At 42.6% G+C, this 22,200-nt stretch carries 27 protein-coding genes; 21 read left to right on the top strand and 6 right to left on the bottom strand.

The window, feature by feature from the left end:
• Window positions 1-153: 153 nt before the first annotated feature.
• From gspE to K6984_RS05160, 13 genes are all read left to right on the top strand, one after another.
• Window positions 154-1,836 carry a type II secretion system ATPase GspE gene (gspE, locus tag K6984_RS05220; RefSeq protein ID WP_221894549.1) on the top strand — a complete coding sequence of 561 codons (1,683 nt, stop codon included), beginning with the start codon at window positions 154-156 and terminating at the stop codon, window positions 1,834-1,836.
• 1 nt (window position 1,837) lies between these two features.
• A complete protein-coding gene (locus tag K6984_RS05215) occupies window positions 1,838-3,055 on the top strand; it encodes a type II secretion system F family protein (protein WP_221894548.1) in 1,218 nt (405 codons plus the stop codon).
• A 24-nt stretch (window positions 3,056-3,079) separates the two neighbouring features.
• The gene (gspG, locus tag K6984_RS05210; protein WP_221894547.1) at window positions 3,080-3,517 is read left to right on the top strand and encodes a type II secretion system major pseudopilin GspG; all 438 of its coding nucleotides are present in this window, start codon (window positions 3,080-3,082) and stop codon (window positions 3,515-3,517) included.
• The gene (locus tag K6984_RS05205) at window positions 3,508-4,035 is read left to right on the top strand and encodes a GspH/FimT family protein (RefSeq protein WP_230987914.1); all 528 of its coding nucleotides are present in this window, start codon (window positions 3,508-3,510) and stop codon (window positions 4,033-4,035) included. Before gspG ends, K6984_RS05205 begins: the two co-directional genes overlap by 10 nt.
• Window positions 4,025-4,450 (top strand): type IV pilus modification PilV family protein, encoded by a 426-nt coding sequence (locus K6984_RS05200; protein WP_221894803.1) that lies wholly within the window; start codon window positions 4,025-4,027, stop codon window positions 4,448-4,450. Before K6984_RS05205 ends, K6984_RS05200 begins: the two co-directional genes overlap by 11 nt.
• A complete protein-coding gene (locus tag K6984_RS05195; protein WP_221894546.1) occupies window positions 4,447-5,166 on the top strand; it encodes a prepilin-type N-terminal cleavage/methylation domain-containing protein in 720 nt (239 codons plus the stop codon). The genes K6984_RS05200 and K6984_RS05195 overlap by 4 nt, the downstream gene beginning before the upstream one ends.
• A gap of 49 nt (window positions 5,167-5,215) precedes the next feature.
• Window positions 5,216-6,067, top strand: a complete 852-nt coding sequence (locus K6984_RS05190) for a type II secretion system minor pseudopilin (protein WP_221894545.1) — start codon at window positions 5,216-5,218, stop codon at window positions 6,065-6,067.
• 1 nt (window position 6,068) lies between these two features.
• On the top strand, window positions 6,069-7,172 hold the full coding sequence (locus K6984_RS05185; RefSeq protein WP_221894544.1) for a PilN domain-containing protein: 1,104 nt from the start codon (window positions 6,069-6,071) through the stop codon (window positions 7,170-7,172).
• A gap of 16 nt (window positions 7,173-7,188) precedes the next feature.
• Window positions 7,189-7,737, top strand: coding sequence for a type II secretion system protein GspM (gene gspM / locus K6984_RS05180; protein WP_221894543.1), 549 nt, complete (start codon window positions 7,189-7,191; stop codon window positions 7,735-7,737).
• Window positions 7,737-8,339: a hypothetical protein gene (locus K6984_RS05175; protein WP_221894542.1), complete on the top strand. Its 603-nt coding sequence runs from the start codon at window positions 7,737-7,739 to the stop codon at window positions 8,337-8,339. The genes gspM and K6984_RS05175 overlap by 1 nt, the downstream gene beginning before the upstream one ends.
• Window positions 8,336-10,636: a type II secretion system secretin GspD gene (gspD, locus tag K6984_RS05170; protein ID WP_221894541.1), complete on the top strand. Its 2,301-nt coding sequence runs from the start codon at window positions 8,336-8,338 to the stop codon at window positions 10,634-10,636. The genes K6984_RS05175 and gspD overlap by 4 nt, the downstream gene beginning before the upstream one ends.
• Window positions 10,637-10,872: 236 nt before the next feature.
• On the top strand, window positions 10,873-11,094 hold the full coding sequence (locus tag K6984_RS05165; protein ID WP_221894540.1) for a hypothetical protein: 222 nt from the start codon (window positions 10,873-10,875) through the stop codon (window positions 11,092-11,094).
• A 12-nt stretch (window positions 11,095-11,106) separates the two neighbouring features.
• Window positions 11,107-11,643 (top strand): right-handed parallel beta-helix repeat-containing protein, encoded by a 537-nt coding sequence (locus K6984_RS05160; RefSeq protein ID WP_221894539.1) that lies wholly within the window; start codon window positions 11,107-11,109, stop codon window positions 11,641-11,643.
• Here K6984_RS05160 and K6984_RS05155 read toward each other — a convergent pair.
• Window positions 11,605-11,751, bottom strand: coding sequence for a hypothetical protein (locus K6984_RS05155; RefSeq protein WP_221894538.1), 147 nt, complete (start codon window positions 11,749-11,751; stop codon window positions 11,605-11,607). The genes K6984_RS05160 and K6984_RS05155 overlap by 39 nt on opposite strands.
• A gap of 12 nt (window positions 11,752-11,763) precedes the next feature.
• Between K6984_RS05155 and K6984_RS05150 the strand changes: the two genes are divergently transcribed.
• Both K6984_RS05150 and K6984_RS05145 read left to right on the top strand, forming a co-directional pair.
• On the top strand, window positions 11,764-11,913 hold the full coding sequence (locus K6984_RS05150; protein WP_221894537.1) for a hypothetical protein: 150 nt from the start codon (window positions 11,764-11,766) through the stop codon (window positions 11,911-11,913).
• Window positions 11,868-12,458, top strand: coding sequence for a right-handed parallel beta-helix repeat-containing protein (locus tag K6984_RS05145; RefSeq protein ID WP_221894536.1), 591 nt, complete (start codon window positions 11,868-11,870; stop codon window positions 12,456-12,458). Before K6984_RS05150 ends, K6984_RS05145 begins: the two co-directional genes overlap by 46 nt.
• A gap of 214 nt (window positions 12,459-12,672) precedes the next feature.
• Here K6984_RS05145 and K6984_RS30620 read toward each other — a convergent pair whose 3' ends face one another.
• Both K6984_RS30620 and K6984_RS30615 read right to left on the bottom strand, forming a co-directional pair.
• Window positions 12,673-13,380, bottom strand: coding sequence for a hypothetical protein (locus K6984_RS30620; RefSeq protein WP_230987913.1), 708 nt, complete (start codon window positions 13,378-13,380; stop codon window positions 12,673-12,675).
• 67 nt (window positions 13,381-13,447) lie between these two features.
• Window positions 13,448-14,098 carry a transposase gene (locus K6984_RS30615; RefSeq protein WP_230987912.1) on the bottom strand — a complete coding sequence of 217 codons (651 nt, stop codon included), beginning with the start codon at window positions 14,096-14,098 and terminating at the stop codon, window positions 13,448-13,450.
• On the opposite strand from K6984_RS30615, the gene K6984_RS32640 reads away from it, so the two are divergent.
• Window positions 14,062-14,190: a hypothetical protein gene (locus tag K6984_RS32640; protein WP_263458596.1), complete on the top strand. Its 129-nt coding sequence runs from the start codon at window positions 14,062-14,064 to the stop codon at window positions 14,188-14,190. The two genes, K6984_RS30615 and K6984_RS32640, sit on opposite strands and share 37 nt — an antisense overlap.
• A gap of 27 nt (window positions 14,191-14,217) precedes the next feature.
• Window positions 14,218-14,382, top strand: a complete 165-nt coding sequence (locus K6984_RS05135; RefSeq protein WP_221894535.1) for a hypothetical protein — start codon at window positions 14,218-14,220, stop codon at window positions 14,380-14,382.
• A gap of 888 nt (window positions 14,383-15,270) precedes the next feature.
• On the opposite strand, the gene K6984_RS05130 is transcribed toward K6984_RS05135, so the two are convergent.
• Window positions 15,271-16,032, bottom strand: a complete 762-nt coding sequence (locus tag K6984_RS05130; RefSeq protein ID WP_230987911.1) for an IS110 family RNA-guided transposase — start codon at window positions 16,030-16,032, stop codon at window positions 15,271-15,273.
• 303 nt (window positions 16,033-16,335) lie between these two features.
• Window positions 16,336-16,557 carry a hypothetical protein gene (locus tag K6984_RS05125; protein ID WP_221894534.1) on the bottom strand — a complete coding sequence of 74 codons (222 nt, stop codon included), beginning with the start codon at window positions 16,555-16,557 and terminating at the stop codon, window positions 16,336-16,338.
• A 162-nt stretch (window positions 16,558-16,719) separates the two neighbouring features.
• Here K6984_RS05125 and K6984_RS05120 point away from each other — a divergent pair, with 162 nt between their 5' ends.
• From K6984_RS05120 to K6984_RS05110, 3 genes are all read left to right on the top strand, one after another.
• Window positions 16,720-18,402, top strand: coding sequence for a glycosyltransferase family 2 protein (locus K6984_RS05120; RefSeq protein WP_221894533.1), 1,683 nt, complete (start codon window positions 16,720-16,722; stop codon window positions 18,400-18,402).
• A gap of 262 nt (window positions 18,403-18,664) precedes the next feature.
• Window positions 18,665-19,606, top strand: a complete 942-nt coding sequence (locus tag K6984_RS05115) for a hypothetical protein (protein ID WP_221894532.1) — start codon at window positions 18,665-18,667, stop codon at window positions 19,604-19,606.
• Between the two features lie 92 nt (window positions 19,607-19,698).
• Window positions 19,699-20,988 carry an IS630 family transposase gene (locus K6984_RS05110; RefSeq protein WP_221894531.1) on the top strand — a complete coding sequence of 430 codons (1,290 nt, stop codon included), beginning with the start codon at window positions 19,699-19,701 and terminating at the stop codon, window positions 20,986-20,988.
• 104 nt (window positions 20,989-21,092) lie between these two features.
• Here K6984_RS05110 and K6984_RS05105 read toward each other — a convergent pair whose 3' ends face one another.
• Window positions 21,093-21,242 (bottom strand): hypothetical protein, encoded by a 150-nt coding sequence (locus K6984_RS05105; protein ID WP_221894530.1) that lies wholly within the window; start codon window positions 21,240-21,242, stop codon window positions 21,093-21,095.
• Between the two features lie 12 nt (window positions 21,243-21,254).
• On the opposite strand from K6984_RS05105, the gene K6984_RS05100 reads away from it, so the two are divergent.
• Complete coding sequence (locus K6984_RS05100) at window positions 21,255-22,199, top strand: hypothetical protein (RefSeq protein WP_221894529.1); 945 nt, start codon at window positions 21,255-21,257, stop codon at window positions 22,197-22,199.
• Window position 22,200 lies beyond the last annotated feature (1 nt).

The following is a 22,200-nucleotide window of genomic DNA, read 5'->3' as shown; positions in this document are numbered from 1 at the left end:
TCAAAGGTTCGCTCGAGATTAATTCCTTTATATCGCTATTTTACGGTATATGAGCTATTTTTTGTTATACTTGTCGCACGATCGAGATAAAGTTAAACAAAACTCAACGCCAACTACACAAGCTATTGTATTTGCACCCCTAAAAAATCCTGTATGAGTCATCAGAAATTTATTGACACATTAATTGCTCAGCAATCTCTACGCGAAAGTGATTTAAATAAAGTCACAAAAATCAGAGAACAGATGCAAGAGACAGGCCTACCTTTATTGCTGGTGAGGCTGGGCTTGTCTTCGGAAAAAGATGTGGCTAATGCGCTGGCTATTGTGACAGGATTAGCGATAGTAACGCCTGAAGAATATCCAGATACGCCGATGTTACCTGAGCAAATTTCACTGCGCTTTTTAAAAGAGTTTCATTTAGTAGGCATTGCAGCAGACAAGGACAAAATCGTTGTTGCGGTTATGGATCCTGAAAATGCAGTGGCGCTAAAGTTATTGCAGTTGGTCTGTGATGTTGATATCGAGTTAAAGATAGGTATTTTAGCGGATATCGATAGGGCGATCGAGGCTCAGTATGATGAAGGCAAATCGCAGATGGGGCAAATTACCGATAATCTGGATGCCAATGAATCCCTGGATGATATCGAGCACTTAAAAGATTTAGCCAGTGAAGCGCCGGTTATTCGTATGGTAAATCTTATCTTTCAGCGTGCTCTGGAAAGCAAGGCATCGGATATACATTTTGAACCTTTTGAAGATGCTTTGATTATTCGTTTGCGCATTGATGGCGTGTTACAACAAATTGAGGGGCCACCGGCAAACGCAACTGCAGCCGTAATTTCTCGAATAAAGCTGATGGCCAAGTTAAATATTGCTGAGCGCCGTTTGCCACAGGATGGGCGAATTAAAATTCAGATGCAGGGCAAGGAAATCGACCTGCGTGTTTCCACAACCCCGACTATGTACGGGGAAAGTGTGGTGATACGCTTGTTGGATAAGGAAAGCGTGGTGTTTGATTTTGCTTCTCTGGGTTTTGAAGAGTCGAATGAGCGGCAATTTATTGAAGTGTTGGGTAAGCCGCATGGGATTGTCCTAATCACCGGCCCTACCGGTAGTGGTAAGTCGACTACGTTATATACTGCGTTAACGCAGCTGAATACGCCGGAAAAAAAGATTATTACCGTTGAAGATCCGGTTGAGTATCAATTAAATGGTGTGAACCAAATTCAGGCGAAGCCCAAAATTGGCTTAACCTTTAGTAGCGCATTGCGCTCAATTGTGCGCCAGGATCCCGATGTGATTATGATCGGGGAGATGCGCGACCTGGAAACTGCAAAAATCGCGGTGCAATCAGCATTAACAGGGCATCTGGTGCTGTCTACCCTGCATACTAATGATGCGGCGGGGGCATTGGCCAGATTGCTGGATATGGGGCTGGATGACTATCTGTTGACCTCAACAGTGAATGGTATTTTAGCCCAGCGCCTGGTTAGAAAATTATGTATGCATTGCCGCGAGCCTTATCAGCCGTTAGATGAAGTAATACAGGAAAAAGGCCTGAGCCGCTTCTTGAAAAATGGACATTTAACACTATATCAAGCAACAGGCTGTAAAGAATGCGGCGGGATTGGTTATAGCGGTCGATTGGCAATTATTGAGTTTTTAGTGATGAATGATAGCATTAGAAAAATGGTTATGGAGCACAAGGAGTCCGGCTTGATTCAGGAAGAAGCGGTGCGTGGCGGTATGCTGTCAATTTATCAGGATGGTCTGGCAAAAGCGGTCAAGGGTCTGACCACTTTAGAAGAAGTATTACGCGTAGCCACGGAAGTTTAAAGTGACTTTATTTGCATATAAGGCAGTTAATGCAGAAGGCAATGTGCAGGAAGGCACTAAAGAAGCTAAAGACGAGACAGCGGTCGTGAGTTTTTTGCAGGGTGAAGGCTTAATCCCCGTGGAAGTTTCGCAAGCAGGGCTGAAATCTGCGTATTTATTTTCCTTTAAGCAGGACAAGGATGCGCTGACACAAAAAGATATAGGCCTGTTTACTAAAGAACTTGCGACCTTGTTGCAGGCTGGTTTGCCGATAGACCGTTCTTTAGTGGTGCTAATGGATCTGATAGAAGAAGATTCTAAAATCCATAAGCTGATTAAGAATGTATTGCAGCAGGTCAAGGGTGGAGCAAATCTTGCCGATGCCTTGCAGAGTGAATCCAGCGCATTTTCACGTTTTTATATCAATATGTTACGTGCAGGCGAGGCGGGTGGAAGTGTTGATATTGTACTTGGGCAATTATCCGAATATATAGAGAAATCTAAAGAGCTCAAAGACACGGTGAGTACCGCAATGATCTACCCGATAATTCTGGTGGTTATGGCAGTTGGATCGGTGTTTTTATTGCTGACTTTTGTAGTACCTCAGTTTACCGAGATGTTTGAAAGTGCGGGTAAAGAACTGCCTGTTTCTACACAAATTGTGGTGGGTACGGCAGAGTGGCTGCAAAGTTACTGGTGGATTTTAATGATACTCGGCACGGGTACTTATTTCACTATGCGTTATGAGATGACCATAGGGCCGCGAAAAATGCGCTGGGATGGGGTTATTTTATCCATCCCCCTAGTCGGTGAAATTATTCGTAATATGAGTACCACTAATTTTACCCGTACTTTAGGTACGCTGCTATCGAATGGCGTGCCGATCTTAACGGCGCTAGGCATTGTTAAAGGTACCTTAAGCAATCTGGTTTTAGTGCAGGCCGTATCTGAAGCCGAGGAAAACCTGAAACAGGGAAAAGACATGTCCAGTGCCTTAATTGAGTCGGGACAATTTCCCAAAATGGCAACCCAGATGATTAAAATGGGTGAAGAAACAGGTAAAATGGAAGAAATGCTGGAGCGAACAGCGAATACCTATGATAAGCAGCTGAAAATAACCATTGAACGTATGTTGGCGATGATGGAACCAATTTTAATCGTTACGCTGGGATTGCTGATTGCCGGTATTATCATTTCCATTTTGTCAGCAATTTTAAGTGTTAATGACTTAGCGTTTTAATAAATCATAAAGATGAGAACAACAATGAAAAAGACGAATAGCGCAATGCGCGGTTTTACCTTAATAGAGTTATTGGTAGTGTTAGCCATTATCGGAATGTTAGCAGGTCTAGTCGGACCTCAGGTAATGAAGCATTTAGGCGGCGCTAAAACCAAGACCGCCAGAGTGCAAATTGAAGATCTGGCCGGTGCGCTGGATATGTATAAAATGGATGTAGGGCGCTACCCTACCTCTAGCGAAGGGCTGAAAGCATTGGTTGAAAAACCCTCTAGTGCGCGCTCGTGGAATGGCCCGTATTTACGTAAAAATACCGTACCACAGGATCCGTGGGTTTATGATTATCACTATGTTTCTCCTGGTGAGCATGGCCGCTTTGACTTGTTTTCATTAGGTGCTGATAACGCAGCGTGTAACGCAGCGTGTGGAGATGGCGAAGATCAGGATGTTAATAGTTGGGAATAATTAAAAAAACCTACCTGAGTAGAGCGGACTTTAGTCCGCTGCTTAATGGAGCAGAAGATAGCGGACTAAAGTCCGCTCTACATGGGAGAGGCTTCACGCTAATAGAATTACTATTGGTGATCGTGATTATTGCCATGGCAGCGGCTGTTGCAATACCTAATATCGGCTCTGGAAATCAGACGGCCAGCTTAAATGCGGCTGCGCGAGAAATGGCATCAGCACTACGCTTTGCCCGGGGGCATGCGCTGACACGCCGTAAAGAAAGTACATTTTTAGTTGATCTGGAAAAAAATTCCTATCAGATTACGGGCAAAAAAAAAGTTTATAAAATAGCCGGGGATATAGTGGTGGTTTTGGATATTGCCCAGTCGCAGATTATTGATGAAAACCATGGTGGGATACGCTTCTTTGCTGACGGCTCTTCAACCGGTGGGCGCATTACTCTGGAGCTAGGTGAAAGCAAGCGTCAGCTAGATGTAAACTGGTTAACCGGGCAAGTTGAAATTGATGACTGGTAAACTGGTACGGTACCGTGCTGAACGAGGATTGCAGCAAGGATTTTCCTTGCTGGAGATTCTAATCGCCTTTTCAATCCTGGCTTTTTCCTTAACCATTTTATTGAATATTTTTTCTGGTGGCTTAAGACGTACTATCGTTTCTGAAGAGTATCAGCAGGCGGTGATTATAGCGCAGTCCAGACTGGCTGCTGCAGGCGTAGGAGAGCCGCTGGACAACGGTGTACAGAGTGGCGAGGTGGAGGAAAAATATTTTTGGACAGTAGAGATGCAAACCTTTAATCTGGATAAAATGGGTCTGGATGCAGAGCAGCAAAAAGTTGTACCTTATCTGGTGACTGTTACGGTTGAATGGCAGGCAGGCAGAAATAATCGTCAGTTTGAGCTGACCACCATCAAGCTGACTAAAGAGCAATGATAACAGACAAGCAGGTCAGGCAATCTGGCTTTACGTTATTAGAAGTTCTGATTGGCATGAGCCTGATGAGCATTATGATGTTGTTATTATTTGCCAGCTTAAGAATGTGCGTGCAGAACTGGAATGCGGGGGAAAAGAAAATTGCCCAGATCAGCCAGGCGGCCATTATTCAGAACTTTTTGCAAAGTAAATTACATGCGACAGCGCCTTTGGATGGTAGCTTTTTAGAAGAGCCGCAATTTTCTTTTCAGGGTGAACAGGAGCAGATACAGTTTGTAGCAGCCATGCCCGCAAGTGCTGGTCGCCTAGGCTTGCAATTATTTAAAATGAGCCTGCAGCGTTCAGAACTAGGTGAGCAAGGAAGTCAATTGCAGGTTGAAATTCAGCCTTTTTTTCCGCAAGCAGAAGGTGAGGAGCCATGGGTTGAAAAGCCGGTGATTATTTTAACAAAAATTAAGAGTCTGCAATTTGCCTATTTTGGTGCCGATACCAGCAGTAGTCGTAGTGATTTAAACTGGGGTAATGACTGGCAGGAAAAAGATTTTCTGCCGCGACTGGTCAGTATTGATATTGAGCTGGTGAATGGTGAAGTCTGGCCGCAGCTGGTAGTTGCCTTAAAAGTCGACAAGGCTTTTGGTGAGACTGGCAAGGCCGATGCCTCTTTTGGCATAGTCAATGGCCAGTTTGTAAATATGAATACCAATGCAGACAAATAAAGGCCTGGCGCTGATTGTTGTTTTATGGGTAACCACGCTGTTAACAATTATGGCCAGCAGCTTTGCCCTGACGATACAGAGAGAAACTGCAATTACGGGTGGCTTAAAGGAAAAGGCACAAGCCGCAGCGCTTGCTGAGGCAGGCATTAATTATGCAATTCTAATGCTGTTAAGCAACGATAATGAGCAGCGCTGGCAGGCAAATAGCAGTTTGTACGAAATTGAATTAGCAGGTAAACGCATTCGCATGCTGATTGCGGATGAAGCAGGCAAGATTAATATTAACCTGGCCACTAACGGTCAGCTACAACAGCTATTTGATTCATTAGCGATTGATGAAGAGCTGGCTGATAGCCTAAGTGATGCGATTTTAGACTGGCGGGATAAAAATGACTTGCATCGAGTGAATGGTGCAGAAATGCAGCAGTATGAAGAGGCGGGGTTAAGCTATACACCGCGCAACGGTGCGTTTAAAAGTGTCGAAGAGGTACAGATGGTACTGGGCATGACAGCGGATATATATAAGCAGCTCGAAGGAAAAATCAGTGTTTATACAAAAAACAAGAAAATTAACCCAGTGACAGCAACACGCGAAGTACTGTTAACCCTGCCCGATGTTAATGCAGCGATGGTTGATGAGTACTTGTTGCAGCGAGTAGAAAGCGAACGTAACGGTGAAACGGTTGCTCAACCAGAGTGGTATAGCGGCAGCGGTAAAAGTAATGTTTATATGATTATTGCCGAGGCAATGATCGCAAAAGATATTAGTGAAAAGATAATGGCAATAATGAAACGAGGACATGCAAAAAATGACCTACCTTTTGAGATATTAAAATGGGCCGAGGATTATCCAATGCCCTCCTTGTTTTTACCTGGAAATGATAAGCGGGTAATCAATTAGTATGTTAAATCTTGATGCTGAAATTGATGTATCGCTGTTTTTTAAATGGTGGTGGCAGCAATTAGGTTTTCTTGTGCCGCAGAAATTTATTGATGCCATGGCGCGGGATAAAAGTCTGTTAGTGGTTGAAATTAATCAGGCATCAGCCAGAATCAGCTTTGTTAATCAGCAGCAGAAAACGCCATTAGGCGAGTTTGAGTTTAATGAGCTGGTGAAAGAAGAATTACAAAACCTGATTGCCAGTGATAAGCAATATAGCGATGCAAAGGTGGTATTGCGCGTTCCAGTCGATTTGTCGGTTACTCAGGATGTGTTTTTACCAGCCGCTGCTGAAGGGAATCTATACCAGGTGATGTCCTATGAACTGGATCGCTATACTCCCTTTAACGCAGAACAGGTCTATTTCGATTTTATCAAACTGGGTCCGGCAAATAATAAAGCACTGATTCATTTATTATTGATCCTGGTGAAAAAAGACAGCCTGGATAGTATGTATCAGCATTGCCTGAGCCTGGGTCTTAAGCCCTATTATGCTGACTCTGCAGCGCGATGCGTTAGCTATGAAGACAGCAATAGTCAATATAACCTATTGCCTAAAGAGCTGTGCCAGACGGCGAATAGAAAGCCGTTGTGGGTAATGTTGGGCGCAGCGTCGGTAACTTTAGTGTTATTAATTGTGTTAATGCTTTTGCCTGTAAACAAGGCAACTGAGCAATTAGATGAACTAAAGCAACGCACGCGCAAGGTGGAAAAGATCGCATCGGAGATAGAAGATTCCAAGAAAAGCATCGATTATTTATTTCAGGCGACCCAGGCACTGATAGATAAAAAACAGGCGAATGCTTCTGTCATTGAATTAATGAATAAGGTTACTGAAGTTTTTGGCGATGATACCTGGGTTTCAAACTGGCGTTATTATAATAAAACTCTGCAACTGACCGGTCAGTCGGGTAGTGCATCAAATTTAATTGCGTCTTTGGAGAAAACCGAATTATTTAAAAACACTAAATTTATATCCCCGGTAACAAAAGATCGGCGGTCTGGTCTGGAGAGCTTTAAAATATCAACCGAAGTCATTATCGAACAAAATGCAGACGCTGAATAATACACAACAACGATGGTTGGCACTGAGCCTGCTATTCGGCATCATTATCGGTATAAGTGCGCTCATTATTGTACCTTGGCTAAACCATTTAAGTGCAATAAATGATGATATTGAGGAACAGGCCTTTCGTATTAAGCGCTACCAGCGAGTAATTGCCAGTCGAGAAGAAGTCTTGCTCGATGTAGAGCAAGGCCGCAAAGAGATTAATTCGCTGGGTTATTTTAGTACCCAGGAATCAGCATCACTGGCGGCGGCTGAGTTGCAAAATAGTATTAAATCCATGGCGGTGGATGCAGGGGGAGAATTAAGTAGTTCTCAGGTATTACCCAATAAAGAGCAGGAGGGCTTAGTCCGTATTGCCGTCAAAGTAAAATTGACCGGGGATATGGAAATGCTCAGGGCACTGTTATATGAGATCGAAACCAAAAAGCCCCTGCTGATTATTGAAAATGTTACGGTTATACCCGCGCCTAAAAAACGCAATAGAAAAACTCGTAAAACCGAGGAGAGGGGGAATGTTGTGGTGACGCTAGAAGTGTCTAGTTACATGAGGAAACAAATGTAATGAAGCAGCTTAAATGGGAATATATGTTGGCCCTGGTGTTTGTTGTCTGCAGCGTATTAATATTAATCTTGATGCTATTAGTGGCTAGTTATCAGGATAGTTATCGAGAGCAACTTTTGCAGGAAATAGATAATGTGCAAAGTTCAGGCTTTAGCTTACAGGAAGTTCCCAGTACGCAATTTAAAGAACATGCCATAAACGATTTTCATGAAATGGTGGAAAGACCGTTGTTTTTTGTCGGACGTAAGCCGATTGTGCTGGAAGATACTGAAGCCGCTGAAGAAGCAGTCGTAGTTGAAGTAAAGCCAGCGGAAGACATTAGCATGGCGCTTATCGGCATTATTAATACACCCGCTGGTGTTTATGCCTTGTTTCATGACCCGAAGGCAAAAGCGGATGAGCCAAAATTTAAACGCCTGAAACAGAACCAGCAAATTAATGGCTGGACAATCAAGGAAATAAAGCATGACCGGGTGATGATTTCAGCAGATAAAAACACAGATGAAATATTATTGGCTAAACCGCGAGTACACAAAAAAGTTAAACCCAGAAGCTCACGTAAAGCGAACCCTTTTAAACCGAAAATTAAGAAAGCAAAATGAATTCTTATAAAAAACGCGTAAGCTTTCTTAGCTTGCTAGTGATCAGTGCTCTTTCCTTAACCGCTTGTGAGTCGTTAAGTAAATTCCACCTAGGGCCAAAATTAGGCATTAAAATACCGATTAAAGAAGATGGCTTGGAACTGGAAAGTCCTGCTAAAGATAGCGATCAGGAGGTAGAAACATCAACACAGACTGACCAGACAGAACCTAGCGATAACGTAATTTTTAGCCAACTGGATAATGATGAAAATATCAAAACCGAGGCCAGATCCATGCCGAGTCAGGAGTTTATTGGCTCCGGCGAGTTTATGGAAAAAGCGACTAAGCCATCGGTTACCAAGTCTACGGTTGACGGAAAATACTCAATTAACTTTGATGCGGCAGATATAGGCGAAGTTAGTAAGATTATCTTGAGTGATATGCTGGAGGAGAATTATATTCTCAACCCAGCGGTTAAAGGCAGTGTCACTTTACAAACGACTAAGCCTCTGCATAAAGATGATTTATTGCCAACCCTGGAAACACTGTTACGGGTTAACGGCGCAGTGCTTATTAAGCGTGATGGCGTATACAGAATTGAGCCTGATGCGAAAGGGGTTCATACTGCGGATGCATCTATTTTAGTCAGTGAGAAACTGGGCGCGGGCTACCAGGTTAAGGTTATCCCGCTGGAATATGTAGGTGCTACCGATATGGCGGAGGTATTAAAACCAGTTGTGCCTGCCAGCGCCATCCTCAGAATCGACCTGGCACGCAATCTTTTATTTGTAGCGGGCACCAAGACTGAATTAGAAAAAATCATTAACCTGGTTAATACTTTCGATGTTAATTATATCGAAGGGATGTCCTTTGGCTTATATCCTTTGGAAAACACCGAAGTGGGTAGCACTGTTGCCGATATCGAGAATATATTTAATAAGGGGGAGCAAAACCCACTCTCGGGAATGTTGCGCTTTATTAGTATCAAACACCTTAATGCTATTTTAGTGGTGACTCAGCAAAGAGAATACTTAAAAGAAGCGAAAAAATGGATAGACAGGCTGGATCAGCAAAATGGTGTGATTGGTGAAGGTGGGGTGATCGTCTATAAAGTACAGCACGTTGATGCAACGGGGTTGGCTGCGACATTAAGCTCAGTTATTAGTGGTATTGCACCCACTAAAAGCAAGTCCATATCGGTAGCGCCTGGGCAATCCCTGAAAAGAATCGATAATCGGGTTCAGAGATCACCCAAAAAAGCCAGGGTAACCACTAGCCGAAGTCAGGGAAATGCATCTTTAGAAGGCGTGATTATTATTCCCGATGAGCCTGGTAATGCCTTGATTATTATGGCAGAACCGCAGCAATACCGAGCGCTGAGTAAGATTATTAAACACCTGGATGTAATGCCCTTACAGGTGCTTATAGACGCGAGTATTGTGGCTGTTAAACTGGATGATAACCTGGCTTACGGCGTGGAGTGGTTGTTCAGAAATAGTGGGCCTAATGGGTTGAAGGGGTTAGGAGCACTAGGAAACATCAATGACACATTAACAGGCATTGCAGCTTCAGGTGCATCAGGAGGTTTTACCTATGGGCTGCTAACGAGTGGCAATGATATACGTCTAATATTCACGGCACTAGCTAAAGACAATCGAATTAATGTATTGTCATCGCCCTCTTTGATGGTATTAAATAATCAAGAGGCCACCATTAAAGTAGGTGATTCAGTGCCTATCAGAACCGCAGAATCAACCAATACAAGTGGTGGGGGGACTAACCCCATTCAGACTAGCTCTATTGAAATGCTGGACACCGGTGTTATTTTAAAAGTAAAACCTCGAGTTAATGCAAGTGGCCAGATAGTGTTAGAGATAGATCAAAGCGTTGATACTGCTTCACAGACAACCTCTTCACAAATTGACTCGCCAACGATTTTAAAGCGGCAAATAAAAACAACGGTGGCTGTCGTCGACGGAGAAAGTGTCATGTTAGGTGGTTTAATTAATGAAACGCATACCTATGATAATAACGGGATTCCTTATTTAAAGGATATTCCATATGTAGGCTGGTTGTTTGGGGCGGTAGGCAAAAAAGTAACCAAAGATGAGCTAGTTGTGGTGATTACACCACGTGTGGTTGCAAATAAATTTGATGCACGTAAAATCACCGATGAATTTAAGCGTAAGCTAACCGGTATCTATTATGATGAAGATGTATGGACACCAGGTTCGGATCAAGTATTAAGAGGCTATGATGGCCTGGAAATACAGACTGAAGGACAAAGAGAAGGGCCGATGGTAGATGAGGAGCAATAGAGGTTGCATTTAATCATTGTATAAGTTCTTGCTTTCTATTGGAGTGTAGGCTTTAGCCTACACGGGGTAATAGCAGTGTAGGTTAAAGCGAGCGACTCATATACTGAACTTTATGCTGCGAATATTTATGAAACTATTAATTTTAGCAAGCTAAACCACGTTCTGGTTCTATATTCTGAAAGCCTTTTTACCTTAAAAAAATACTTATGTTACGCCATAAGATTAAAAGTGTCATATTGAAAAGAAATACATTAAAACAACAGTCGCACTCCAGGCTTGTATATGCACAACCTCAATGGGCGCTGTTTGAGCGCATGGAGTATGTGGACAAACTTTACAATCAACCTAAGTCCATTGATTTTGTGAACCAGCAAGTGCTGCATCAGCAGCGTAGCCAGAATCTAATTGAATTAACGGCGGAAGATTTTACCGAAAGCAACTTGCTTAATGCCGTTTAATCGCTACAAGAGATGGGTGGTGAAATTCGCTTACCAGCAGGATGCCTGGAATTACGCAATACCTTGAACCTAACGCAGGGTATATGCCTAACCGGAGTCGCGGGGCGAACCGAGCTGGTTTTTAAGCAAGCTGATTATGGCATTATTATTCAGGGCGCAGCAGACCGGCTCATAGAACAAGTCACTATTAGCAATATCAGGATTTACCATCAAGGGGAGCATAAATTTTGCGCCGCCTTGTTTGCTAGTCATGCTCGGGCACTGCATCTGGAAAATATAGAGATTATTTCGCCTAGAGCAGTCGGTGTGTTATTTTCTGACCAAGTATATCAAAGTAAACTCATTAATTGCCGTGTGCAATATGCTGGCTTAGTCGGTTTTATGTTTATTCGTGATGTGAATGAAACTTTGATGCAGCAGTGCACTGCAGAATATTGTCAGCAAAGCGGTGTTTTTTTAACCGACTTAAAATTACCTGGGCATATTGACCCTATGGACTTTGAGGCCCAGTTACACCATACCGACCGCTGTCAGCCCCGGACGGGCTGATAGTCTCCAGAAGGCGCAGGGAAATTTGCCAATCCGAAGTGCGCGATAGCGCGCGAGGGAGGCTAAAATTTTATCCCGAATAGCCGTAGAGCCATTTGTGGTAGCCATGACTGAGCTGCTTTGTGCTCAGTCTGTGGCGGCCGCAGGGCGGCTGGAGCATCTCCTATTCGCTGCGTAGGTGAACGAATTACGGCGACAGGAGTCCCGGAATTTCGTGAGGTAGCATGGCGCGCCTGCATGTTATTGGTAACTTTGGGCCTTTTGCTATAGATGATCCATCTCCCTATCGCACCGATATGATAGATTGTGTTTTTTCACATAACCGTAAAATGGGTATTACCACCGATGGTGTTGCTTATTTAAGTGTCAAGAACTGTGTTATTGCACATAACGATTGTGAGGGAATTACCATTGATAATGGCTCCTGGGGTTGTATCATCCAGAATTGCCATGTATATAATAATGGCTGGCGTGGTATGCAGCATGAAGTTGAGCTGGGAATAGATTTTGTCAGTGAAATGGGGCTCATGGCGGATGGCAGTTCAAAAGCAAAATTGCCGGGGATAAGTCTGGATAATGCGGCTTATGCAAGTACCATAGCCAATAACTTAATTGAAAATAATAACCGCGGAGTGAATGACCGGTTTCATTACTTTGGTATATTAGTCGGTGTTGCCGAGCGGCAGCATCCTGAGCAGCATGATTTTGCCAGTTGTAATAATCAGATTACTGCAAATACAATTTTAGGCGCGCATTTTGCTGGGATCCATTTAACGGCAAATGTAACAGGGAATATTATCGAAAAAACCAGATAAAAGGTGCGACATTTGAATCAATTGAGGTTCATGCCAGGTCAGGTAATTTAGTCAACAATTAAAACCAAGCCATTAAGTTTAGAGCTGAAGTTTCCCAATTATTGAGTAGCTGAAATACACAATGCTGGTGTATCGAGGTTTATTTTAGGTGGTTTTGCCATGTTTATACTCGATGTTCAAGTTTTTCCATCCCATTGCCATCAAGCTCTTACCTTCACCCAGCAGAACAATACTTTAATGATGCTGTTGGCCCTAAATCTCTGCCAATCATATGTTTTCCTGATGGCATCAGTTGAAACACATCCTTTATTAATTCACCTAACTCTTTCAGCTTATCACCAGGATCTGGAAACTCTAGCAATGACGTGATGAACTCAAGCAGTACATCCATTTGAGACTTGCGCTGTAAGCTACCTACGGTATACGCAGGTAGTTTGCTTTCAATGCGGGCTATTTGCTCTGGGTGAAGGAGAAGGCAATGGTCAAACAAAAGACTCAGAATCAGGACACGGCTTGATCCCTCTTCATCTAATTGTTTGGCCTCACGCCCCCATACTTCATAAAGCTTCCAGTCCTCAAAGAAAACCTCAATCAGCCATCTCAACGTATAGGCTTGAATAATATCTTGTGTGCGCCAAGTCAGGTCTGTCGCCACTAAATAGCGATAGTCGTTTTCACCGTCATATTTTAAGGCAATGACAAAGCGTTTTTTACTGTGAGAACTCACCTTTAATCGTGCACTGCTGACAGTCACTTTAATCTCTTTTCCGCCACGTACACGTATTATCTGATCAATGCCTTTGTTAATCGAATTAAAGTAGCTCTCGACTGACCTTATTCTACCTCTATATTCAATATTTTGGTTTTTACGTAATTGGCTAATCACCTGCGAGCCTCCAGATTCTTTAGCGGCTTCGTCCATAAAGGCTTTTTCACCATACAGCGCATCAGCCAGTAAGCCTTTAATTTTAATCAGGCTATGCGCAACTTTAAACTCTTTTAAATAAGCCTAATGCAATCTCTGTTTTGGTCGGGTAGGCACTGTCACGTTCAGGCTTAATAGGCCGATCTTTTTTTGCTATACCGCTCTTTTTCAACCGTTTATCTTCTTTATCCCACTGCTTTAAGGCTGGATCCGGCATATAAAAGAAAAAACCGACAGGCACTGTAATGGATGAGGTAACTAGCAGCAATAATACTATCGTTTGTCCATTAACATACCCGCCAGAGCCTTTGTGTTTCTGCTTGTAAACCTTATAAATACGTTTTGTAGACTTAGATCGTGCTCGGTCTGATTCATCAAAGGCCAACACACCTTCAGTAATGCCATAACGTTTTAAAATTAAGACCACACTCACCCGTAGCAACCAGTCCCAGGGTATACTTGCTTTACGAAACACCCAGGATAATGCGGCTACTTTGCAATCTCCAAGGCTTGCTCGCTCAAACTTAGCCCAGCAAACAGAGTTCATTAGCAGTATGCCCGTTAAACAAGTGCCCAACCAAGCGGCTTGAATCCGTGTCAAAGCGGCTCCGGGTTTTAGCTGATTGAGCGCATCATTTAAATCGTCAATATAGCTTTGGATTCGGGGAGTCGCTATTTTTGCGAAAGCTTGTTTTGGGCATCCCAGCCCAAGCAAGCAGCAAAAACTTAACGCGACCACTTATGCCTCCGGCGGCCCCGATTCGTCCTCGTCACCTCGTCCCGACCCAACAAGGGGTCGGAACATAGGCTCCAAATGACTTGACGCCGTGTCGGATGGCCTTTTATTTTGTCTCCACCTTCGCTAACGCTCAGACTCCGACAAAACAACGGCCCTACGGCTATCGCGGACTAAAAATCTTCACTTCGCTAAAGCTCCGTTTCCAGGATTTTCAGCGAAAGGTGGCTGGGGCATTCATTAACATGGGCTTACACCGATAAAATTACAACAACCTCAGAATACCTGATTTTACCTTCTCAATATCAAAAACTTGAACATCGAGTTATAGCAAACCCCTACTTAATTCCCCTTAGGCAATAGCATTTGAAACGAATGAAAAGACTATTTCTTTCATATAGTTGTAGCATAGTTTCAATTTTACCATAAATAATTATTGGGAAACTTCAGGTTTAGAGTTAAATCTATTTTTATGAACAATGTGTTACATGTAGGCTAGGTTAGATTATCAAGCACAGCGCAGATAACGTAACCCGGCATTTTATGCAATATAGGGATTTTCCGGGTTACGTTTTTATTGCTACGCAAGAAAAATCGTAACTACTCAGCGTAATTTAAACTCATAACAGATTGATTCAGAATAATAATTAATGTATCTCTCTGAATTTTAGTCCAATTTTCACCCCTTTTTAAAGGTGAAAATGACTAAAGTCAGGTTAAATTAAAATATATCCATTTGATTTTAAAGTTAAAAAACACGCTGAGTAGTTACGAAAAATCTAACCCATATATGGACTCCTCGTTTATTGCAAGCCAAGTTTTACATAATTGATGCTAATAACAGTGAACAAGATTGCAGCCATATATTCGGTCTCTAACAGAGGCTTTTTTGCCTCAGGACTCCTGATGAATCTATTCGCGTACTTTTTGACCCTACCAGCCTAACGGTCTCGCAATGGACTCTCTGGGTTGCACGGGTTCTGTAAAAGTATCGGTCTGACCTGTTGTTGTCATCAATATTGGTTAACTTGCCTCCGCAATCTTGGTTACTCGGTTATCTCAGGGTTATCCACGCTTTGTCCACAGACGAAGAGCCCTCCTAGCTCGCAGTCGGTGGGCAAAGGGTGGGTAACCCTGCTTATGCACTCTAACTATGTCAGAGCTGCATCATATTCTTTATCCTGACTCGCCATCGCCCACAGTATTCGGGCATTTTCATTGGCCAGCGCAACGGCGGCTTTATTAAATCCACGCCGCTCAATGAGTGCTTGTAGCCATAGGCTTAATTTATCTTTTTTACCACTACAGTGCTTTAACACCGATCGTGCTCCATGAATTAACATCGTACGAATATAGCGGTTACCTCGCTTACTAATTCCTAAATAAACCTGATTATCACCACAGCTATGTTGTCTCGGAACAATCCCTAAGCTGGCTGCATAATCTCGGCTACTCTGATAGCTTTTACCTGTCCCTATGTCTGAGGCAATGATGGTGGCTGTTATTGCCCCAATACCTGGCACATCAAGAAAACGCTGGCTTAACTGATGGCTATTACATAGCCGGCTAATACGTCTGTCCTGTTGTTTAATCTCTTCATCTAGTGCAACTGGTTTTTCATATTGCTCAGCAAACATTTCTCGACTTAAATCAGTCAAATCATTGTCGCTATCTTCTAAAATCAACGGTAATTCTACTCTTACGCTGAAAATCATGGAAACGTAGCTTAGCGAAGTGGTGATTTTTAGTCCCTGATAGGCGACAGGGCAATTTGCTGATTCGACGTGTGCTAGCAGCACGCGAGAGGAGCAAGAATTGCATTCCGAATAGCCGTCCAGCCAGTGAGGTAGTAATGACGAAGCGTCTTTTGTGCGTAGTCGTTGCGGACGCAGGGCGTTCAGGGCATCTCCCATCCGCTGCGTAGGTGAACGAATTATGGCGACAGGAGTCCCGGAATTTCGTGAGGTAGCATGGCGCGCCTGAGGCTTCTATTCCAATTAAGCTCACTGGATAATTTGCAAAAAATATTAAAACTGAAGTTTCCCAATAATTATTTATGGTAAAATTGAAACTACGCTGCAACTATATGAAAAAAATAGTCTTTTCATTCGTTTCAAATGCTATTGCCTAAGGGGAATTAAGTAGGGGTTTGCTATAAACATGGCAAAACCACCTAAAATAAACCTCGATACACCAGCATTGTGTATTTCAGCTACTCAATAATTGGGAAACTTCAGTTGTTTAGTTAACTCTCTTGCCCAGTGATGAGCTCCGCCACAGGCTTCTATTCCAATTAAGCTCACTGGATAATTTGCAAAAAATATTAAAAGCTCAGCTCGTTTTAGCTTTTTCTTAACAGGTTTTGATTTTTTTTCATCAAATGTATACATGTGAAAAATATTTTTTGCTATATCCAATCCAATTACGCTATTATTCATGTCGGGCTCCTCTTTGCTCCGTTATTACTCTTAGGTGCATTATGACACTGTTGGTGGGAGAGGAGTACATATCATCAGCCTACGGTATTACATCTTGTTATTTAAAATTATATTCTATAACTTAATGACATTGGTAGACTGACTACACAGACATTTAGACCTATGGAAAAAAAACGTTGGGGGCATAGAGTCCTACGTAAATTATTAAATTATATCCCTCACTCCTGTTTAACAATAACGTCATCATGGCTGTGGTTGCGGTACTATCCAGCTATTACACCGGCTACACAGTGTTTTACCTTATGGAATCAAGCAGCGGATGATTGCCCGGATTATCAACAGTGGGTTGATCAGCATAGTTTACAGACCCTAAATGACTGGCGCTTACTGCAACAGAAAGCATATCACTGGCAGTCGCCGCCCAAAATCAGCATTGTTACCCCGGTTCATAATACTCAGCCCGAGGTGCTTTATGAATGTATTATTTCAGTACGAGCTCAAGCCTATCCATATTGGCAGCTAATTTTAGTAGACGATGGCTCGAGCAATTTAGCAACACATAATTTATTAAATTCTGCTGTTTGTAAAGACCCTAGGATTAAAGTCTGTTTTTGTCGGCAATCGCAAGGGATTTCCAAGGCAACTAATCTAGCCATAGAGAAATCTACAGGGGATTATGTGGTGTTTTTAGATCACGATGATCGGTTGTCACTCGATGCCCTGTTTTTAATTGCTGAACAAATCCAGCGTCAGCCTGATGTTGATATAGTCTACTCTGATAGAGATATGATTTCTCAAAAGGGTCAGCGTTACATGCACTTATTTAAGCCAGGCTGGTCGCCAGAAACCTTACTCTCAGGCAATTATATTTTTCATCTGATGTGTTATCGACGTAGCTTATTAAATCAGTTACAGGGGTATCGATCAGAACTGGATGGTTCGCAAGATTATGATTTAATTTTACGCGCTATTGAAACTCAGCCGCAAGTACGACATATTCAGAAAGTTCTTTATCATTGGAGGCAATATCAGGGCTCTGTTTCGCTGGACAGTGGTGCTAAAGATTACGCCTTTAAAGCAGGTGTTTTTGCATTAAATCAGGCGTTACAAAGGCGCGGTATCGCTGGTGCAGCCTCAGAAATAAAAAGTCTGTGGCGTGGCAATTACCAGCTGGATTTAGTCGGTCCTGAGTTAAATGAAATTGAAGTGATTACGCTTGATGCCGCTACTGCAAACAATACTTATACAGATTCCATTAATCAGGCATTACAACAAGCAGAGACTGAAACGCCCTATATTGCTCTAATAAGCGAGGCGCTGACTCCAGTGACAGATAATGCCTTATGTCATTTAGCCGCCTGGTTAAAAATGGATAGTGTTGGTTTAGCCAGTGGCAGTATTATTACTGATGATAGTGTTATAGATTATGTCGGCGCAACTTATAAAAAGGATGCTGAATTACTGCTTCCTTACCAAGGGCACTCTATTGGTGAGGTAGGCTATATGGCTATTACCCGGCTAGTTAGAAATATAAGCGTTCCCCACCCTTATTGTGTGCTGATTAGGCGTGATTTATGGAAGCAATTAAATGGACTCAATAGTAACTATCAAGGCTATTATGCCTTGCTGGATTTTGCATTAAGAGCCTTAGCAATAAACTGGCGTTGTGTCAGTGTTCCCCAGGCGCAGTTTATAAACACAGGGCATGATGTATTGGCGCACTATCCTGAACAGGATAAACAGTTATTTTTCCAGCAATGGCAAGGCTGGTTAGAGCAAGGCGACCCTTATTATAATAAAAATCTGAATAGAGAAAGTCAGGACAAGCTATATTATTTAGCTTAGCAATTCCAAAAAATCATACAACGCTTGTTCCTAGGCCCTACTGTAAGAGGCCCGAGCTAAGCAGAGCATCATGCATTCCCAAGAAATGTTTGGCAACGAGATTTTTTGCACTCACAGTTAAGCGTAAGCATTTTTGGCAGGTTACAGTTTTTTGTTTAAATTATGTGCTCCAGTTCTAATTTTAAAGATTATTATCTTGTGAAAATAATCCTGATATGGCACAAGAGAATATGTTGTTTGTAATAGGTTTAGGAGCAGAGCAATGCGTAATTTAACTTTAATAATTATATTGATCGGGTTATTTCAAGGCGCTGCAAACGCTGAATTAACCCTGTTAAAGGAACAGCTATTTACAGAATCTGAGGAGTCGTTTCTACGCCGTACATACTCATATGATTTTGATGTAAGTTCCCAGGCCATCATACATGCCGTATACTCTAAACCGGTGCCTGGTGAAGAGCGTAGTCAAATAATATATGTTACCAAAGCCGTTGGCGGAGACTGGCCAGGTGATGGGCAGCGTACAATTTTAGAAGAATTTGGTTCCAGAGAGTCAATTTCTACCTGGATTATGCTGGATACGGATGGAGTGGCGCATATCAGCTACATAGTCAGAAGAGATTTTGTCGATGGTAATGGCACAGTGCATGGAAGTGGTCTAGTTTATCAAAGAGTAGATAATGGCGTGCTGTCTAAAAAAATCAATGTTTCTTCCGGTAGCTTTCATACCAGAATGCAGCTGAATAACAATCTGGTGGTCTTTGCCCGTGAAACTGAAATTTTCTTGAATGCTGATGGAACAATACGTGAGCCACCTTTCCCCAAAGGGTTGCAGTTAACTGTACCATCAGCTTCTGCTAAAGATGTCTGGAACAAAGTAGTTCTGGATTTACCTGCAGCTGTGGATTATAGATTAACTAATTTTGTCTATGAAGCGCAGCGAAATCGCTATCATATTGCTTATGGCGATCAGAATGCAGTATTTCTGAGAAATACTTATCTGACAACTAACCCAGCGGTCACTCCCGAGAGTGCTCTAGTGCCATTTCCATCAGGCGCCGGGCATAAACTATGGTATGCATTTTCTGATAACGCGACTGATGCGCAGGGTAAATTGCAAACTAAGCCTAGCTGGAAAACTTCCATTATTGATAATAGTGGCAATATCTCCGAAAATGAATTCTGGACTGACTTGGTATTATAGACTTTCAGAAAATTAATTTCCGAACAAACAAAAACGACAGAGGGGAAACTGGCTTATAATTTTCGTCCCAACACTAACGGAAACAGTCAAAAATGGTATCCCTCACTTTTTCAAAGTCAATTGTAGACCGACTAAAAAAAAATATGGCGACAGCTCTCAAGCTAAGTAATATTTGTTTATATCGATTAACTCAAGCTCTACTCTGGTTCAGTGAATGCATGGGAATCAAAGAAATAGCACGCCTAATGGGAGTCTGTGAAAAAACCATTATAAATTGGCTGAAAACATTCATGCATAAAGGTGTCGGTTGGTTAATAGGGCAACACTATCAAGGATGTGGTCGGAAGTCAAAGTTAACTAAAGACCAGAAAAATAGATTGGTTGAGTTGATAAAGAAAGGCCCAGAAGACAATGGATTTCATTGTGGAATATGGAATACTGCGATGATTGCCGAGCTTATTTGGTTAAAATTTGAAGTTCGTTATAACTTGAACTACTTATCAAGCCTAATGAAAAAACTGGGCTTCAGTTATCAAAAAGCTCGTTTTGTGACTGATCGCCAAGAAGAAGAAAAGTACGAGCTTGAAAGAAAAACGTGGCTGGAAGAAACATTGCCTGCCATTATGGAAAAGGCGGTAGAAGAAAAGAGTGTCGTTTTATTCGGTGATGAGGTGTCATTTGCTATGTGGGGTTCATTGGCACGAACCTGGGCTCCAATAGGAGAGCAACCCACAGTGAAAACATCAGGGATTCGAAAAGGGTTGAAAATGTTTGGTACGATCGAACTCGAAGGAGGGAGTTTTCAATACCGAGAATCATTGGCTTATGAGATAAAACCAAAGTCACTTAGACTTTTAAAAGAAGCTGGGCTGCCTCAAGAATTTTTAGCTATTCTTAAAAGCTTAAAAAATGAGAAATATCCAACACAGAAGCTTTTTATGGAAGCGATATATTCTATTGCCGACAACGTCTTAATCGAGAGTTATAAGCCAATGATATTACAACACGCTGAAACATCTGGGCGTTTTAATGGTGAAAGCTATGTTGAGTTTTTAACACAATTGCTGGCTTATTATAAAGGCAAGATTATTCTAATTGAAGATGGTGCCCCGTATCATGGAAGCGGTGTTATTAAGGAATTTAAGTTAGCTAATGTAGATCGTTTGACAGTAGAACGTCTCCCTGCGTTCTCGCCGGATTTTAATCCGATTGAGAAATTATGGAAAAATACGAAACGCGATTCGACTCATATGAAGTATTTTAAGACTTTTGAAGATCTTCATGATTCAGTTGTGCAAACTTTTAACACTTATATGTATGATGCCAGTAAAGTGATTTGTGTTATGCAAAAATTGCGGGAAGATTTCGTTGTTACCGCCTAAGTTTAAGCGCTCCAAATTTGGAAATTATTTATCTGAGAAACTATAGATCAAAACGGCACGCCCTTCGCTGCTAGTTACCGCTATGTAACTGATGCTCAGGGTGTTCAGCAGGGTACATCGAACGCTGTCAGCCCCGGACGGGCTGATAGTCTCCAGAAGGCGCAGGGAAATTTGCCAATCCGAAGTGCGCGATAGCGCGCGAGGGAGGCTAAAATTTTATCCCGAATAGCCGTAGAGCCATTTGTGGTAGCCATGACTGAGCTGCTTTGTGCTCAGTCTGTGGCGGACGCAGGGCGGCTGGAGCATCTCCTATTCGCTGCGTAGGTGAACGCATTACGGCGACAGGAGTCCCGGAATTTCGTGAGGTAGCATGGCGCGCCTGTATTATTGCCAAGTTCAATGGTAACAGCTGGAATGTGCCAACTGTTGCGGGTAAAACAGCAGGCGCGTCCCCCCACCGGGCCGGTATGGGGCCGAAGCTACTGATAGATGAAGCGGGTGGCTTTCATGGTATCTGGGATAACTCACCGGATAAACCGATTGATGGTATCAATAAACTTGTGCGAAGCGAAGAGGATGCTGGAGGCACAACGATGTATCGTTACAGTCCAGACGGAGTTTCCTGGCAGGCGGCTAGGCAAATAATATTGCCTTTTTCAGTTGAAGGCAACTGTCGTGCAAAGCTTTATAATGGTAAGCTATTATTGATGGTGCTTGGGGATGCACGTAATGTACGAGTCGTTTTTGCTGAATATACTTTGCCAGCCCCAATCGATAACTTATTTGAAATATCCTCAGATAAAATGTTTTATGGCGAGGGAGAAACAATAAGTTTACATGCTCGCCTGCAGGGAAGCGCAACAGGAGATTTGTATGTCGTAGTCGCGGGACCTTATAATCTTGATGCAGCGGGTAATTTAGTACCGGTGGCGGGTGCTTTTCAGAATTACTATTTGACCCCGGGTCTTGGCTGGCAGACATTTTCTGACTTTTCGGCAATTATTCCGGCACTGAATAATTTTACTCTAGCACCGCTTAATCTTGACTTTTCCTTTCCTGTAGCGAAAAGATCAGTTCCCTTTGATAAGCCTGCAAGGTATATCGTATATAGCGCTGTAAATGCACCTGGGCAAACACTGGGTAATTTTATAACCCCGGTTTATAGTTATGAAATCCATATCTGTAATCAGCCCGCTTGTGGTGAATCCTGAA

This window comes from Bathymodiolus japonicus methanotrophic gill symbiont, assembly GCF_019721995.1.
GTDB lineage: Bacteria > Pseudomonadota > Gammaproteobacteria > Methylococcales > Methylomonadaceae > Methyloprofundus.
Note: the sequence above shows the minus strand (reverse complement) of the source record. Positions and strands in the feature narration are given on the sequence as shown.

Coding starts and splice junctions, on each gene's coding strand:
- gspE (WP_221894549.1), top strand. CDS start 154: ATGAGTCATCAGAAATTTATTGACACATTAATTGCTCAGCAATCTCTA.
- gspG (WP_221894547.1), top strand. CDS start 3,080: ATGAAAAAGACGAATAGCGCAATGCGCGGTTTTACCTTAATAGAGTTA.
- K6984_RS05200 (WP_221894803.1), top strand. CDS start 4,025: ATGACTGGTAAACTGGTACGGTACCGTGCTGAACGAGGATTGCAGCAA.
- K6984_RS05195 (WP_221894546.1), top strand. CDS start 4,447: ATGATAACAGACAAGCAGGTCAGGCAATCTGGCTTTACGTTATTAGAA.
- K6984_RS05190 (WP_221894545.1), top strand. CDS start 5,216: ATGGCCAGCAGCTTTGCCCTGACGATACAGAGAGAAACTGCAATTACG.
- K6984_RS05185 (WP_221894544.1), top strand. CDS start 6,069: ATGTTAAATCTTGATGCTGAAATTGATGTATCGCTGTTTTTTAAATGG.
- K6984_RS05175 (WP_221894542.1), top strand. CDS start 7,737: ATGAAGCAGCTTAAATGGGAATATATGTTGGCCCTGGTGTTTGTTGTC.
- gspD (WP_221894541.1), top strand. CDS start 8,336: ATGAATTCTTATAAAAAACGCGTAAGCTTTCTTAGCTTGCTAGTGATC.
- K6984_RS05160 (WP_221894539.1), top strand. CDS start 11,107: ATGGGTGGTGAAATTCGCTTACCAGCAGGATGCCTGGAATTACGCAAT.
- K6984_RS05155 (WP_221894538.1), bottom strand. CDS start 11,751: ATGGCTACCACAAATGGCTCTACGGCTATTCGGGATAAAATTTTAGCC.
- K6984_RS05145 (WP_221894536.1), top strand. CDS start 11,868: ATGGCGCGCCTGCATGTTATTGGTAACTTTGGGCCTTTTGCTATAGAT.
- K6984_RS30620 (WP_230987913.1), bottom strand. CDS start 13,380: ATGGACGAAGCCGCTAAAGAATCTGGAGGCTCGCAGGTGATTAGCCAA.
- K6984_RS05135 (WP_221894535.1), top strand. CDS start 14,218: ATGGCCTTTTATTTTGTCTCCACCTTCGCTAACGCTCAGACTCCGACA.
- K6984_RS05130 (WP_230987911.1), bottom strand. CDS start 16,032: ATGGGAGATGCCCTGAACGCCCTGCGTCCGCAACGACTACGCACAAAA.
- K6984_RS05125 (WP_221894534.1), bottom strand. CDS start 16,557: ATGAATAATAGCGTAATTGGATTGGATATAGCAAAAAATATTTTTCAC.
- K6984_RS05120 (WP_221894533.1), top strand. CDS start 16,720: ATGGAAAAAAAACGTTGGGGGCATAGAGTCCTACGTAAATTATTAAAT.
- K6984_RS05115 (WP_221894532.1), top strand. CDS start 18,665: ATGCGTAATTTAACTTTAATAATTATATTGATCGGGTTATTTCAAGGC.
- K6984_RS05110 (WP_221894531.1), top strand. CDS start 19,699: ATGGTATCCCTCACTTTTTCAAAGTCAATTGTAGACCGACTAAAAAAA.
- K6984_RS05105 (WP_221894530.1), bottom strand. CDS start 21,242: ATGGCTACCACAAATGGCTCTACGGCTATTCGGGATAAAATTTTAGCC.